Source organism: Pseudocitrobacter sp. 2023LY-00077, assembly GCF_055796175.1.
Genome location: NZ_JBSPEI010000001.1, coordinates 340,067 through 356,447, shown reverse-complemented (window position 1 = coordinate 356,447; position 16,381 = coordinate 340,067). Strand labels below are relative to the sequence as shown.

9 protein-coding genes are annotated in these 16,381 nt (G+C 54.0%); 1 reads left to right on the top strand and 8 read right to left on the bottom strand.

Going from position 1 to position 16,381, the window contains the following annotated elements:
- Positions 1–68 precede the first annotated feature (68 nt).
- The 5 genes from ACWWFX_RS01635 to fruB form a co-directional block, all read right to left on the bottom strand.
- A complete protein-coding gene (locus ACWWFX_RS01635) occupies positions 69–1,004 on the bottom strand; it encodes a pseudouridine-5'-phosphate glycosidase (RefSeq protein WP_473223040.1) in 936 nt (311 codons plus the stop codon).
- A complete protein-coding gene (locus tag ACWWFX_RS01630; protein ID WP_276219817.1) occupies positions 992–1,933 on the bottom strand; it encodes a pseudouridine kinase in 942 nt (313 codons plus the stop codon). The genes ACWWFX_RS01635 and ACWWFX_RS01630 overlap by 13 nt, the downstream gene beginning before the upstream one ends.
- A 287-nt stretch (positions 1,934–2,220) precedes the next feature.
- The gene (fruA, locus tag ACWWFX_RS01625; protein ID WP_276219816.1) at positions 2,221–3,906 is read right to left on the bottom strand and encodes a PTS fructose transporter subunit IIBC; all 1,686 of its coding nucleotides are present in this window, start codon (positions 3,904–3,906) and stop codon (positions 2,221–2,223) included.
- A 16-nt stretch (positions 3,907–3,922) separates the two neighbouring features.
- The gene (gene fruK / locus ACWWFX_RS01620; RefSeq protein WP_015963724.1) at positions 3,923–4,861 is read right to left on the bottom strand and encodes a 1-phosphofructokinase; all 939 of its coding nucleotides are present in this window, start codon (positions 4,859–4,861) and stop codon (positions 3,923–3,925) included.
- Positions 4,862–5,992: a fused PTS fructose transporter subunit IIA/HPr protein gene (gene fruB, locus ACWWFX_RS01615; RefSeq protein WP_473223039.1), complete on the bottom strand. Its 1,131-nt coding sequence runs from the start codon at positions 5,990–5,992 to the stop codon at positions 4,862–4,864. It abuts the gene before it with no gap.
- Positions 5,993–6,362: 370 nt separating this feature from the next.
- Between fruB and setB the strand changes: the two genes are divergently transcribed.
- Positions 6,363–7,544 carry a sugar efflux transporter SetB gene (gene setB, locus ACWWFX_RS01610; RefSeq protein ID WP_473223038.1) on the top strand — a complete coding sequence of 394 codons (1,182 nt, stop codon included), beginning with the start codon at positions 6,363–6,365 and terminating at the stop codon, positions 7,542–7,544.
- Here setB and ACWWFX_RS01605 read toward each other — a convergent pair.
- The 3 genes from ACWWFX_RS01605 to ACWWFX_RS01595 are packed head-to-tail and all read right to left on the bottom strand — an operon-like array spanning position 7,541 to position 15,931.
- Positions 7,541–8,866 (bottom strand): HlyD family type I secretion periplasmic adaptor subunit, encoded by a 1,326-nt coding sequence (locus tag ACWWFX_RS01605; protein WP_276219814.1) that lies wholly within the window; start codon positions 8,864–8,866, stop codon positions 7,541–7,543. The two genes, setB and ACWWFX_RS01605, sit on opposite strands and share 4 nt — an antisense overlap.
- A 2-nt stretch (positions 8,867–8,868) precedes the next feature.
- Positions 8,869–10,611 (bottom strand): type I secretion system permease/ATPase, encoded by a 1,743-nt coding sequence (locus tag ACWWFX_RS01600; RefSeq protein WP_473223037.1) that lies wholly within the window; start codon positions 10,609–10,611, stop codon positions 8,869–8,871.
- Between the two features lie 49 nt (positions 10,612–10,660).
- A complete protein-coding gene (locus tag ACWWFX_RS01595; RefSeq protein WP_473223036.1) occupies positions 10,661–15,931 on the bottom strand; it encodes a peroxidase family protein in 5,271 nt (1,756 codons plus the stop codon).
- Positions 15,932–16,381: the final 450 nt, after the last annotated feature.

The following is a 16,381-nucleotide window of genomic DNA, read 5'->3' as shown; positions in this document are numbered from 1 at the left end:
GAAAACCTGGCACAGGCCAGGTTTTCAAAAACAGAGTGACGGGCGACAGCCTCCTGCCCGATGCTGATTTACTGCAAACGCTGATACTCTTTGGCAATTTCGCAGGCCAGAATCGCGTTATTAAAGACCAGCTGAATGTTGGATTTAAGACTATCGCCGCCGGTCAGTTCAGCAACGCGCGCCAGCAGGAACGGCGTGCTTTCTTTCCCGACAACGCCCTGCTGTTCCGCCTCGGCCACCGCGCGATCAATGGCCGAATTGATCTGCTCTTCTGGCATGGCATATGCCTGAGGGATAGGGTTGGCGATTACCAGACCACCGTTCAGGCCGGACTGCCATTTTACGGCCATCGCTCGTGCGATTTGCTCCGGTGTATCCAGACGAATACTCACCTCGAACGGGCTGGTACGACAGAAAAAGGCGGGTAACGCTTTTGTTTGATAGCCAATAAGCGGTACCCCAAATGTTTCGAGATACTCAGTTGTTAAGCCCAGATCAAGAATAGATTTCGCACCGGCACAAACCACCGCAACATTGGTATGGGCGAGTTCCTGTAAGTCGGCAGAAATATCAAAGGTATGTTCGGCACCACGGTGAACACCGCCTATCCCTCCTGTGGCAAAAACTTTAATACCAGCGAGAGCGGCAATAATCATGGTTGACGCAACGGTGGTCGCACCATTTATTCCGGCGGCCACAACAAAGGGTAAATCACGGCGACTTACTTTGGTTACGTTGTGCCCTTCACGACCTAATAATTCAATTTCCTCCTGGCTAAGCCCAACTTTCATGACTCCGCCGATAATAGCAATAGTGGCAGGAACCGCACCGTGTTTGCGGATTGTCTCTTCCACTTCAATGGCTGTTTGTGCATTTTGTGGAAATGGCATTCCATGGGAAATAATCGTCGATTCCAGTGCCACGACCGGTTTGTTATCCGCAAGCGCTTGCTTAACTTCCGGTGAAACCTGTAATAAATCAGATGAAATATTTAATTCTGACATTCTTTTTTCTCCACTAAAGCTAATACGTTAGAAAACGACAATTCAGGGTTATTGGTATATTCAGAGGAGAGCGCCATTGAGGCACACCCTTGGGAAAAACGAACGGATTCAGGTAATGAAAAGCCTTCGTGCCAGCATGCAGCAAGCCCCGCCATCATGGCATCTCCGGCTCCCGTAACGTTCACGACTTGCGTTTTCAGAGGTGATGACCAGCCAGATTCACCCTGCATATCACTGTAATAAACGCCGTCGCCCCCCATACTCAGAACCAGCCGTTGTAGGCCTTGTTGGTGGAACCATGCCGCGACAGCAGGGACATCCTGGCGTGAGACAAGAGGTATCCCACTCAATGTTTCCGCTTCAAGTCGGTTCGGTTTTAAGGTATGGATGTGAGGGAGCCAGTCACGGATTTTCACGCACTTCCACGCTGATACCGGATCGACAAAAATCGGCGTTTCACCTCGATTTTCCATTATCCACGCCAGGGCCGCCTCGCTAATGTTGCAATCAACAACGATGACGCGTGCCCCCCGAATAAATTCCCGATGGTGCGCCAAAAATTCTGGTGATAAGCATTCAGAGATGCTCATATCATTAATAGCAACCAGCATTTCGCCGGTATTATCGAGAAGAGAAAGATAACTGGAGGTACTTTCATCAGAAACTTTCAGGCATTTATCTACATGCACACCTGATAATTCTGTTTGCATAAGCAAAGACTTGCCATAAAAATCATCACCGACAGCCGTCAGAAGCCAGGAGCTTTTACCGAGCAGTGCAATATTATGGGCAATATTCCTACCCACGCCCCCCGGGGTAAACCTTATCTTTCCGGGATTTGAATCAGCATAATTCAATTGATTCTGCGAATATCCAGCGACATCCATGTTCGCAGAACCAATCGTAACAATATAATTATCTTCAAGCATAGAACGCCCCCGGACATATTCGTCCTTTTCATGCAGAGTTCGTTATTAACGCCATAAAACACATTCATTAAACACATGTTCACTATTGAACATGTGTTTATCCTGGCCAGGTATGAATGTAAAGTAAAGCTATCGACAGGAGCGTTATGGAAGAGATATGAAGTGAATCACAAATATATTAGCAATATGCGTTTTGCAGTAACAAAAGTGGGATTAAGGACACAAATATTTGAGGCATGAAAAAGGGCGAAGATAATCTCCGCCCTTTTTAACAAGAAGATAAAACCTTACGCCGCTTTCGCTACCCCTTCCGCGTCAGCGCGTTTCAGCACCGCGTAGGACAAGCCCGCCACCAGCGTACCCGCCACAATCGCCAGCAGATAACCCAGAACCGGAGTGATTGCGCCAGGGATCAGCAGAACAAACAGACCGCCGTGCGGCGCCATCAGTTTTGCGCCCACCGCCATGGAGATAGCGCCGGTGATTGCCCCGCCGACGATACAGCATGGCAAAACACGCATCGGGTCACGCGCCGCGAAAGGAATTGCCCCTTCAGAGATGAAGCACAGACCCAGCACCAGTGCCGCTTTACCACCTTCGCGCTGTCCTTTATCAAACTTGTTACGCGCAACCAGCGTGGCAACGCCCATTGCCAGCGGTGGCACCATGCCTGCGGCCATAATTGCCGCCATCGGCGCGTAGGTTTGCGTACTGAGCAGACCAACGCCGAACGCATAAGCCGCTTTGTTCACCGGGCCGCCCATGTCGGTACACATCATACCGCCGAGGATTGCGCCCAGCAGGACCGCATTCGCCGTGCCCATGGTTTGCAGCCAGTGCGTCAGGCCTGCCAGAATACCGGCAACCGGTTTACCAATCAGGTAGATCATCGCCAGACCGACGATCAGGCTGGATACCAATGGAATGATCAGAATCGGTTTCAGCGCTTCCATGCTCGGCGGCAGTTTCAGCTTCGTGCTGATGGCTTTCGCCACGTAACCGGCCAGGAAGCCTGCAATGATACCGCCGATGAAGCCAGACCCGGTGCTCACGGCTAACATACCGCCAATCAGACCCGGCGTCAGGCCAGGACGGTCAGCAATTGAGAAGGCAATGAAGCCCGCCAGCACTGGAACCATCAGGGCAAAGGCTGAACCGCCGCCGATTTGCATCAGCGCAGCCGCCAGCGTGTCTGGTACTTCGAACGCTTTGATACCAAAGGCAAAGGAGAGCGCGATACACAGGCCGCCCGCCACCACCATCGGCAGCATGTAAGAAACGCCGGTCAGCAGGTGGCGATAAGCGCCGCCGCCCTCTTTCTTGGCGCTGGCCGCAGCCTGAGTTTGACCGGTCGGTTGATACGGCTTCGCTTCGGCAACAGCTTTATCAAACTCCTGCGCCGTTTTCTTCAGCGCCAGACCGGTCGAGGTGCGATACATCGGTTTACCGGCGAACTTCGCCAGGTCCACTTCGATATCCGCCGCCACGATAACCAAATCGGCCTGCTCAACTTCTTCCGGGGTGATGGCATTGCCTGCGCCCACGGAACCACGGGTTTCAACCTTCACCCACATACCGCGTTTTTTGGCTTCAGTTTCAATCGCTTCTGCCGCCATAAAGGTGTGCGCGACACCGGTCGGGCACGCGGTTACCGCCACGATGCGTTTTACCGCGCCGGAGGTTGTCGGAGCCGCAATGGCAGGCGCTTCGTAAGGCAGCGCATGGCCTTTCGCTTCGCCCAGGAACAGTTCCGGGTGCGCGACTGCGCGATTGATATCGCCCAGATACACTTTCTTCCCGGCCAGCGCGCTGTCCGCCGGAAGAGCAGAACCCAGCACAATCACCAGTTCCGCATCGTTCGGGTTATCAATCAGTTCGAGCTTTGCTTTTTGCGCCGCCGCGCCCAGCAGGGTTTTCGCCATGTAGGCGCGAGCCTGTCCGAGTCCGGCATCAATAATCAGCAGCGTTCTCATGATTTCTCTCCTGCTGTTAATTAAACGGTTGTAAGTCAACGCGCGCCATCATGGCCGCCAGCTGGGTACGGTCGGTAATGCCGACATTGCTCTGGCTGACCGCCAGTGCCGCCACCGCCGTCGCCAGACGCAGTGTGTGCTCGCTGGATTCACGCATCAGCAGGCCGTAAATCAGGCCACCGACCATGGAATCGCCTGCACCAACGGTGCTGACCACTTCCACTGACGGCGGCTTAGCAATCCACTCACCGGACGCATTCACCCACAGCGCGCCTTCTGCGCCGAGGGAAATCACCACATGGGCGATACCTTGTTCTCGCAGGGCGTGAGCCGCGTCGATCACGTCTTTCATTTCCGGCAGCTTGCGACCGGCCCAGATTTCCAGTTCGCGACGATTCGGTTTGACCAGCCACGGTGCTGCTTTCAGGCCCGCCACCAGCGCTTCACGGCTGCTGTCGAAAATGATGCACGGGCACTGGCTGCGCAGACGCGTCATCCAGTCGGTAAACGCTTCCGGGCTGACGCCCGCTGGCAGGCTGCCGCTTACGCAAACCATGTCGAATTGACCCAGCCAGCTCAGGGAGTCGTTAACAAAACGTTCCCAGTCTGCGGCAGTCACGTCGAAACCAGAGAAGTTGAAGTCGGTGACTTCGCCGTCTTTTTCCGTCAGCTTAACGTTAATGCGGGTACGGCCCTGCACCACCTGAAAGCGGTTAGCGATTCCAAGTTCGCTGAACAGTTGCTGAAAACCGTCCTGATTATCTTTCCCGAGGAAACCACCGACGGTGACATCGATGCCCAGATCCTTCAGCACTTTTGCAACGTTAATCCCTTTACCTGCGGCGTGCAGGCCGGTAGTACGTACCAGGTTAACTTCGCCACGTTCAATTTCTGGCGTGAAGCCAACCAGATCGTAGGCCGGATTCAGTGTGATTGTTGCAACGCGTCTGCTCATTTATGCGCCCTCCCCGAGGCCAGAGGCGATCGCCTCTCCAATTGCGTCCAGTGCCTGACGAGCATCGTCCCCCTGAGCGGTGAAGCGCAGGCGATGGCCTTTCTTCACGCCAAGTGCGACGACTTTCATCAAACTACGACCGTTCGCCGGTTTACCGCTGCCATCAAGGTTGGTGACGGTGATATCACTGCTGAACTGTTTGATTGTATTGACTAACATAGTGCCCGGACGCGCATGTAAACCATGCTCGTTGCGCACCACAAATTCTTCGCTTAATACGTCTTCCGCTGCCGCGTCGTCGCTGGTCAGCAGCGCCAGCACGGTGGCGGCATCCGCTTTCAGCAGACGTTCAGCTTTATTTTCCAGCAGCAGATTGCTCAGGCGGCTGAGCACGGCAGTCGGTTGATCGTCAGCCATTGCCACGGTAATCAACATCGCGGCCTGAGATTCGCCAACGCTGACCGGGTTCGCCGCACGGCTAACCGCCACGGCGCTACGCAGGTTGCCGTTTACGCCATCGCTCAGCCAGATACCCTGACCGAGATTCAGCGGCTGTTCGTTAATAGCGTGCGCGACAAAAGCGCTATCCACCGCTCCGGCCTCTTTCAGACGCGCGGCGTTCAGCGCCTGCAACGTCACCAGGTCGTTTGCCGCAACATCCAGCGACAGGGTGTCGTTATCAAGCTTCAGCGATTCGCTCTGCTTTTCGCCCATCAGCAACGCACACAGCTCTTCAGCGGCGGTGGCGCTTTTCAGCTGTTCAGCCACGGAATCATCGCTCAGCACGTGCGTCAGCTGACGCAGCAGACCCAGGTGTTCATCTGAGCTCGCGGCGATACCGATAGCCACATATGCCGTTTGCCCTTCACCCCAGGTCACGCCCTGCGGAAACTGATAAACCTGGACGCCGGTTTTCAGCACCTGGTCGCGCGTGTCGGTAGTGCCGTGCGGAATAGCGATGCCGTTGCCCAAGAAAGTGGACGTTTGTTGCTCACGCGCCAGCATCCCGGCGACGTAGCCTTCCGCCACGTTGCCCGCACTGACCAGTGCTGAAGCAACCTGCCGAATAGCCTCTTCTTTATCCGCGGCCTGCTGACCGGGATGAATATCCTGAACAGATAACTGGAACATGGTTCTCCTCTCCTGCTGAATTGAATCGTTTCAGCTAACATGAGAAAAAAGGCGTCACCTTATGCCAAAATAAAGGTCAGATGACGCTGAAACGTTTCAATTGAGTCTGTCCCTTTCTTAACCAGCCTGCAAGATAAGTTGAATTTCTGATGTTTAAAGTTAGATCTACAGCACATTTTATTAGCATTAATACCACAACTGCTGACACCTTAATCAGCTGAAGTTCAGGCGTCAGCAAACGTCAGCTTGAGTGAGAATTATTTTGAAATGGCTTTTTAATTTTTATGTGCGGAATTTGATGTAGATGACTGTTCATTTTCTGAGTGGCGACGTAAACTCCCGCCTCCTGTCACGCTAGCGATTAAGAGATATGCAAAACAGTTCTGCCGCCGCCCCCCGACGTTCGTTTGATCTCACCTCATCGTCGTTTCTGATTGTTGCGTTTTTAACCGGTATCGCCGGGGCGTTGCAAACGCCGACCCTGAGCCTGTTTCTGACTAATGAAGTCCACGCGCGTCCGGCGATGGTTGGCTTCTTCTTTACCGGTAGCGCGATCATTGGCATCCTGGTGAGCCAGTTTCTGGCCGGGCGTTCCGATCGCAAAGGCGATCGCAAAAGCCTGATCGTGTTTTGCTGCCTGCTGGGCGTGCTCGCCTGCGTGCTGTTTGCCTGGAATCGTAACTACTTTATTTTGCTGTTTGTCGGTGTTTTTCTGAGCAGCTTTGGCTCCACCGCCAACCCGCAAATGTTCGCTCTTGCGCGCGAGCATGCGGATAAAACGGGGCGTGAAGCAGTCATGTTCAGCTCTATTCTGCGTGCGCAGGTGTCACTCGCCTGGGTTATTGGCCCGCCGCTGGCCTATGCGCTGGCGATGGGCTTTGGCTTTACGGTGATGTATCTCAGCGCGGCGATAGCCTTTATTGTCTGCGGTATCATCGTCTGGTTTTTACTGCCCAGCATGCATAAAGGTAAAGGCGCCACTGCCGGACACATAGAAGCGCCGCGCACTAATCGCCGCGATGCCCTGCTGCTGTTTACCATCTGCACGCTGATGTGGGGCACCAACAGTCTGTACATCATTAATATGCCGCTGTTTATTATTGAAGAGTTACATCTGCCGGAAAAACTGGCGGGCGTGATGATGGGTACGGCGGCGGGCCTCGAAATCCCAACCATGTTGATTGCCGGATATTACGCTAAACGCTTCGGTAAGCGCTTTTTAATGCGTATCGCCGCCGTAAGTGGGTTGCTGTTCTATGCCGGAATACTGACGGTACATACACCGGTTTTACTGCTTGGTTTACAGCTTCTTAACGCAATCTACATTGGTATTCTCGCCGGTATTGGCATGCTCTATTTTCAGGATCTGATGCCGGGGCAGGCCGGTTCAGCGACCACACTGTACACCAATACCACCCGCGTCGGCTGGATCATCGCCGGGTCGCTGGCGGGCGTCGTCGCGGAAATCTGGAGTTATCACGCGGTGTTCTGGATAGCGCTGGTGATGTGTGTCATCACCAGCGGCTGTCTGATGCGTGTGAAAGACGTTTAATACTCTTTAAATGCCAGCTCAAGGCGGGCCAGCAGCGGTTTAAAGAGGTAACTCAGGAAGGTCCGCTCACCGGTTTTTATCGTGACGCTTGCCGGCATACCGGCTTTAATTTTGTAATCACCCAGCAGTTTTACGCCTTCTCGTGAGACCTGAACTTCCGCCAGGTAATACGGCTGCTGGGTGGCTTCATCAATTAAGCGATCCGCCGAAACGGTCAGCACGCGTGCAGGCACCGACGGTAATAACGCGTGGTTTAGCGCCGGAAACAGAACATCCACCATTAATCCGGGCGCCATTTTATCAATCGCGTGCACCGGTATACGCGCGTCAATTTGCAGAGGTTGCCCGGCCGCAACAATATCCATCAGATGTTCCCCTGGCTGAATCACCCCGCCGACGGTACTTACCTTCACATCCAGCACCGTGCCGTTAATCGGCGAACGAATTTCCGTATTATCCAGCTCGTGACGGGTTGAAATGCGTTCATCCTCAAGCATTGAAAGCTCTTTTTGCTTCGAGGTTAATTCAGACTCCACCTCCTGCAAGTATTCATGCCGCACCTGGTAGAGTTTGATTTTGATTTCATTTTGCTGCGACTTCAGTTTGGCGATATTTAAAATATCCTCGGATATGCTGCCTGAGATTTCCGCCGCCTCCCGCTCCAGCACCAGCATCTGGGCTTTGGGATAATAGTTTTTCTCACTCAGAGAACGAATTGCACCGAGTTCACGGCTGATAAGGCTAAACTGATGGTCGCGGAATCCTTTGACTTTGTTCAGGTTATTTATCTGCCCGACCAGGCCTTCCAGGTTTTCCTCAAGCATCGCCACTTCGTCCTGAACGGTTTTGCGCCGGGTTTCAAACAAACGCGCCTGCAGCTGGCGGGCCTCGACGAGGCGTTTACTTCCTGAGAACTGTTGAGTCAGCGATGCGTCAAGAACGATGGCTTCTAACCCATCTCGCTCCGCAAGCAGGCGTTCTTCAATGGTTTTTGCTGACAAATATTGCGCGCCCAGCGCGCTGTAGCGCATCTCCAGCGGCGTTTTATCCAACCGTACCAGCACCTGATCTTTCTTAACCGTATCGCCTTCCTTTACGTCGATAGCCGTCACGCGGCCACCGCTCAGGTGCTGAAGCGTTTTCCGGTTGCTGGAAACGGTGACCGTGCCATCAGCCACCACCCCTGCATCGAGTGGCGCTTTTACCGACCACAGCAAAAAGCCGCCGACACCGAACAGTATGACCACAAGCCCTCGCAGCAACGGCGGCCAGATGCGGGTATCAACGCAGTCATCGTCGTTTACGGAATTCTGCTTTTTCATTTTCAGGCCTCGCGTTGGTCGTTATTAGCAGACGGTTCAGCCATTTCAGCCACCGGTTTTAGAACGTTAGCCTGACGGAGGCTGGCAAACACCTGGTCACGGGTACCGAACTGCTGCATCGCCCCGTCGTTGAGTAACAACACTTTGTTGACCACCCCAAGCAGCGTCGGGCGATGAGAAATAATGACCGTGGTTTGCCCCTGATTGCGTAAGGTATTAATGGCTTTAATCAGCGCGAACTCGCCAGCATCGTCGAGATTGGCATTGGGTTCGTCGAGCACGATAAACGCGGGATTGTTATACACCGCTCTCGCCAGCCCGATGCGCTGACGCTGGCCGCCGGAGAGCTGATATCCACCGACGCCAAGCGGGGTATCATAGCCCTGAGGAAAGCGGAGGATCATTTCGTGAACGCCCGCCAGCTGTGCTGCCGCGACGATCTTTTCACTGTCCATCAGTGCAAAACGCGAGATGTTTTGCGCGATGCTGCCATCAAACAGTTCGACGTCCTGAGGCAGGTAGCCTATGGCCGGGCCGAGCAGTGCTTTATCCCACTGGCAGATATCCGCACCATCAAGGCGGACTTTACCGGATAGCGTACTCCATACGCCCACCAGCAGTTTCGCGAGCGACGTTTTACCCGAGGCTGACGGGCCGATAATCCCCAGCACCTCCCCGGCATCGAGCTGGAAGGAGATATTGCGCAGCGTCGGCGAACTCAGCCCCGGAGGCGCGGCGAACACATTTTCCACGCTGATTTTGCCCGTCGGGCGCGGCAGGGTGAGCACCGCTTTCGGCGCGGGATAGCTTTTCAGTAAGGTGGCCAACTGCTGCCACGCGCCGCGAAACTGCACAAACTGTTTCCAGCTGCCAATCACCTGCTCAACCGGGTTCAGCACTCGCCCGAGAATGATCGACGCGGCGATCATCAGGCCTGGCGTGATTTCCCCCTTAATGACCAGCAAGGCCCCGGCCCCCAGAGCGACCGATTGCAGCAGGATACGCACAAATCGGCTCAGGCCGCTTAAGTGCGCCGTTTTATCCGCAATCTGCGTTTGCAGAACCAGCACTTTATTGTGTTGCTCCAGCCAGTGATTTTTCAGCGTGGGAAGCATACCCATGGCTTCAATCGCGTCCGCATTTTGCAGTTGCTTATTGAGCTTGCTGCTGTTATTCACCGTCAACGCGTGCGCCTGCTGAATCACGCGTTTGGTAGAAATCTCTGAAAACAGCGTTAACGTGAACAGAATAATAATCCCTCCGACAGAGAGATAACCCAGCAGCGGATGTACCAGAAATGCGATCAATAAATAGAAAGGCGTCCAGGGTATATCTAACAATGCAAAGAGGCTATTGCCGGATAAAAACTGGCGCACCTGATCTAATTCCGCCAGCGCCTGCGCGGGGTTATTGTCGCCAGCGGTTATTTTGCGCTTAAACGCCGCGTTAAATACCAGTTGGTTGAGATTCACATCCAGCCGATTGCCGAGGCGCACCATCACGCTGGCGCGCGCCGACTCAATCAGGCCAATGACGATATACAGACCAAATATCAGTAAGGTAAGCATTAACAGCGTGGTGGTGTTTTTGCTGACCAGCACGCGGTCGTACACCTGCAACATATAAATTGCCGGTGCCAGCATAAGCATATTAATTACACAACTAAAAAACAGCAGCAAAATAAAAGTGGACCGAGTTCCTTTCAGCGCCCTGTTCAGTTCTGATTGCGTATGCTGGCCCGACATAGTCTTCTCCTTATAACCGGTTATTATCGGATGAATGCCTTAAGCGTTATCAGAGAATAAAATCACCGACGCTCATGGTATTGGCACTCACCCCATCCAGTGTGATGACGTCGTTTCCGATGGTGATGGTGGCATCCCCGGCAACGGTCGTGACACGAACCTGATTCGCAAAGTTGGTGATGTTTAACAACCGCAGATCGATGAAATCCTGCCCACCTGCCGCATTGCTGTCGAAACCGGAGATAAGGTCGCGCCCAAAGCTTGCAGAGAAAGCAAAGGTGTCATTGCCAGCATCCCCGTTCATGGTGTCGTTTCCGGCACCGCCGTTAAGGATGTCATTACCTGCGCCGCCCGAGAGAACGTCGTTACCTGCACCACCCAGCAGCGTATCGGTACCGCCGTCGCCCTGAAGGGTATCGTTACCGTCGCCGCCGTCCAGGCGATCGGTGCCGTTCCCCCCTCGCAGCAGATCGTTACCGCCAAGCCCGGAGAGCGAATCGTTGCCATTTCCGCCGGTAATGGTGTTGGCCAGCGCGTTACCGGTCCCGGTGTAGTTCCCGTTGCCGGTGAAGACCAGTTGCTCAACGTTATCGGCCAGCACATAACTGGCGAGGCTGGTTTCCACCACGTCCGTTCCCGCATTGACGCCTTCGCTAACCACGTCGCCCAGGTTATCCACAATGTAGGTATCATTACCGGTTCCACCAGACATGGTGTCGGCATCCAGCCCCCCGTTCAGCGTGTCGTCTCCGGCTTCGCCTTCCAGGATATCCCGGCCCGCGCCGCCATCGAGCGTGTCGTTTCCGGCACCGCCTATCAGCGTGTCATCGCCCCCCAGCCCTGACAGCACATCACTACCGCCCTCGCCGCGCAGAATGTCGCTTCCTGCGGTACCGGTGAGGTTGTTAGATTGATTGTTGCCAACGTTGAGATCGCCGACCACCTGCGTTGCCGCAGACGTCAGCACGACCGGCGGGTTGCCTTCGTCGTCACGGACGGTGACCACCACCTGTAGCGTCCGACCAACAACCGTCTGGGTCGGCGTATAGGTCGCGGCGGTTGCGCCATTGATGTTGACGAAGCCGTTGCCATTGCTCATTCGCCACTGGTAGCTGAAGTTACCGCCGCTTAGGCCGTCAGCGTCCGCAATCCCGGAGACAATGGCGGTCAGCGTCAGGCTTTCGGTTGGCGTCAGGTCGTTAATAACCGGCAGCCCCATGGTGGGTTGGTTGCGCGGCGTAACGGCCTGAGTGGGCGACGAGATAATCCGCTCGGCATCGCCCATCCGGTCGGTGAAGCTGGCGACGACGCGTAACTGCGCGCCCTGTAACCCGTTAGGTACACGGAATTCAGGGCCAGTCGCCTGATCTAGCCATTGCCCACCGCTCAGTGCCTGCCACGTCAGGGTGACCACGGTCGCTGCGGCAATCCCGTTACCATCACGTAAATTCGTGAGGTCGGCGCGCAGTAAATCGCCCTGCGAAGGCGTGGTGTCGCTGATGGCCAGACTCCCGGTCGCTGCCTGCGCGGTGACCCACAGTTGCTCGCCATCACCAAACTCCACTTTTTCGATGTTGAGCAGGCGGTCAACGCCATCATCGTTGACTATCCCGGCTGCGGGTGTGGCATGGTCCACTCTCAGGCTGCCATCCGCCATGCGGGTAAAGAGGTAATTACTGCTCAGGTCTCGATAAACCGCAATGTCCGTTTCCGTGCCTGCGCCTTCACGCAGAATTTCGCGCACCATCGTAATCTGGTTCGGTTTCAGGGTGCCCGCCAGCATGTAGGATTTCAGCTCGTTCAGGCTATCGGCGCTGGTGACGCCCGCCAGGCCGCTTACCGCCAGACGGACATTCAGCCAGGCGTCGCCATCGATAATGTCATCGCCAGCCTTACCCATCATCCGGTCGCTGCCACCGCCGCCGAGCAGAATATCGCCGCCGTTATCCGGGTTAAACACCACCGCATTTGGATTGTTGCTCCGTGTCCCCCCGATAATGCTCTGCAACCCGCTGATGCGATCGACCCCTTCCTGAGTCAGGTTGTTTGACAACGGCACACCCTGAACAGGTGCAGTACCAATAGGTTGCTCTGTCCCGATCAGCACGTCGTTGAACTTCCAGCCTGATAGCCCTTCTACGAGGTCGAAGCGGTCTCGCAGAATAAACTCCTGCTGGTTTACGAAGATAGGAATGCCGAGATCCGAGTTCGCCCCATTAGGATCGCCCTTATGGATAGCCCAGTCGAACCCGGCCATGCCGTTGTTACGCTGGATACCGGCACCCTGCACCATGATGTCGTCACCCGCTTCGCCATCGTAGTCGGTGTCGTTGCCCTGACCATTGAGAATGTCGTGGCCGATGATGGTGCTGTTGAAGAAGAGCTCAGAGTTCTCCCCGGTAAGGCTGTCAAAGCCATCACCGCCCTCCAGCCAGTCATCGCCTTCATTACCCAGCAGGGCATCGCCGCCAGAGCCGCCAAGCACGAAGTCATTATCACGCCCGGCGAAAACTTCCTGTGCATCTTCGCCCACCGACAGGAAATCGCTGCCGCTGCCGCCAAAGATCAGATCGTTCCCGTTACCGGAGAAGATAACGTCATGGCCTGCGTCACCATGCAGGAAGTCAGCCCCGCCGATAGGCGTATTGGTGTCGGTAATAATGTCGTTACCATCGCCCCCGTGCACCACGTCAGCTTCATCGCCGCCGTCCAGACGGTCGTCTCCGCCATCCCCCCACAGGCTGTCGATTCCTTTACCGCCGATAAGCGTGTCGTTCCCGGCGGAGCCGCCGAGCACCACGTGTCCGTCACCGGAGTATTTCAGGTAAGCGCCGTCGGCGGCACCGTCACCATTCACATCCGTTGTGGCGGCACGACGTACCAGCAGCGGCGTCAGCAAATCTTTCAGCGGGTTGCCCCAGGTCGGGTCCGCATCCGTTTGCAGCGCGCGATTCACTTCGAAGATGAAGTCCGGCGTCTGGAACAGGTGAGCCGGAAGATGTGACGACCCGGCAGCGCCCAGGTCGCTGTTACGCATCACCAGCGCCGAGAAGGAGTTCGCTTCCAGCTCGTTGAGCATGTTCAGCCCCTGAGTACGGCTCAGGTAGTAGAAACGGTCACCGTCCTGCAACATCTCCATCTGGGTTTCAAAGACAAAGTTGAAGGTTGAGCCGAGCATACCGCCAAACTCATTTTTCCGCTCTGCCAGGCCGCCAATCCAGAAATCGACATTATTCAGACCTGACTCTTTTGTCGCCCAGTCGCCGGTGCTGTTGAAGAAATCCATGGCATCAGCGGGTGGCGAGGTCGTGTCATCGCCAAAGAGCAGGAAATTCACCGCCGCGCGTTTGCCCTCAATGGTTGACGCGGCAAGGATCGACTCATGCTGACCGTAGGCCGCCATAAAGTTGATTATTGACGCCGGGTTTTTCAGGAACGAGGCAAAATCTGCCCAACTGGTATAAGGCCGCAGCTGACTGTTTCCGCTCAGTTCATAGAACTGTTCACGCGCCTGATTCAGGGTTGGCATCCCGGTTTCACGCCCACGCGCGATATTCAGCGCGCCTAAATCCAGCGGTAAACCCACCAGGTTGTTACGTAGCGCATCGGTAATAAATTCATCGATTTCGTTACCGACCTGCCGCGACATTCCGCGCACAATAGCGCCAATCGCCTGGTCGTCAGAAATGATTTGTCCGTTGAATTCATTAAACGCTACCGGGTTCAGGAAAGCCTCAATCAGGCCGACATCATCCCCCTGCATTGCCATATTGGTACGATCAACGGTTTCCGTCAGCATCGAGTGACCAAAACGGTAGACCACGTGGGCAAACTCGGCAAAAATCGCCGGGTTAATATCCGCGCTGTTCGAGAAGACAAACGGGTCGATCGCAGGCTGCACGGTACGGCCAAACTCTTCGAAAACAAGGTGCTGATACTGCATTTCCGTGGCGAAGCGCGCGGCCTGGAACAGGTATTCGCCGTTCCATTGCAGTGAATTAAGATTCGCCGGAATCGCGGTTATCTGATGATCCGGCATCAGCCACTGGTTAATGAGATCGACATCGTTGGTTGCCAGCAGCGTATTTTTGTACTCTTCCACCAAACGGTTGTGTTCGCTATGGAATACAGAGTGCACCGCCGTTAAGCCGATGTTTTCATTCCCGCGCCCGTCGCCGGTGATAAAGTGGCGGGCAAGGAGTTCGTCATCATATGTGCCTGCGACCGGCGCACCGCCAATAGCGGTATCGGCATCAGCCGTAAGCCCTGCGGTGGGTACCGCACTGTGCGCGATATCATCAAGGAAGGCGTGCCCGGTGCGCAACGTTCCCGCAGGAAGCGGCCCACCGTCTGCCTCAAACAGCCCGCCAGTGGTAACAATTTGTACCTTCCCATTTTCACTCAGGATCAAATTACCGTAGCGGTCCGTTGCCAATAATGGGACATTAAAAACATCCTGATCGGTTAATTTAATCCCCAGCAGCATTTCTGCCTGCTGTTTAACATCCGCCCAGGTCGCCAAACCACCGTTGGCACCTTCTAATAAATGACCGGTTGGAACCGGTTTCCCATCCACCATGACATATTCACGAATAAAGATTTGGTGGGAGGGATGAGAGGTATAGGTTTGGTTCTGATCAATAAAAGGCGTAGTCAGGTTAACGGTATTATGATTTTCATCAACCTGCGATCGCGTAAGAACCATGAAGTTGGTTCTGGAGCCTGGAACAAATAATGGGTCATCTTCCTGAAGCGGAATAAATACAATACCATTACCCGCTTTAGGGATTAAGTCCAGACCATGGTCAAAGAATTGGCCAAAGAACGTCATCCAGCCATTAAATGCCGGGGATAAACCGATATCGGGTGAGAGGTTAGGAATGGATAAACTGCCATTATCCGATACCGTTCCGCCGCCAGGAGAACCCGAAAGTTCTTCATGCGCCTCAACCGCCGCCGGGTTAGAGTCGGTTTGATCTGAGATCAGGTTACTGATAATACGTGGATCTGCATCAATAACCGTTGCGCCATTCAACTGGGTGTAGCTGGTCAATGCGTCGGCATCCGCCCAGTTGATAGCCGTCAGCCTCGGCATGGTTTGATCGGCAGAACCATACAGTTCCTGCCCCGGCAACAGGTTGTTCCAGGAACCATCGACGGTGCGTATCCCATAGGGTAACAGAGGGCTGGAGACGAGGTCGCGCAGGAGATCGCCATTGATACTGCCATCAGCATTGGTTGCTGCTTCGGAGATCTTGATTTGCTTCAAAATAAATTCAAGATCGTGCAGTGTGACGGTGAAATCATATTGTGAGGCCATAACCATTACCTCTTTATTAAATATAAAGTTTTGCGCTTTCCCTGCCGTGTTTAATGACAGGCGGAAAAAGAGCGAACTGGAGTAGATAAAATCAATTATCTGTTTACTATTACAATTTCCCTTTTGTCATTGATGAATATCTTTTGAACCCAAGATAATAATTGAGAGGTAAGCGTTATCTCCTGAAAAAATGCTTAAGTGAAACCGTCACATTTAATCAATAAATGCGATGAAAATTAAACGTACAGGCAGACTGAAGCCTCAACAGAAGTGAGTGCGTAAAAAAACAGTCATCACGTTAATATATAAAATTGGTATCGCTCATATTAATTACCAGACTAATATAGTTGCACTTCGTTATTATTGTAATATTAAATATGAAGGCTCCCTACTTTCTTAGTATCATACTTTTTCATTAAAAAAGGGCGATTAATACTAATTTTGTCATAT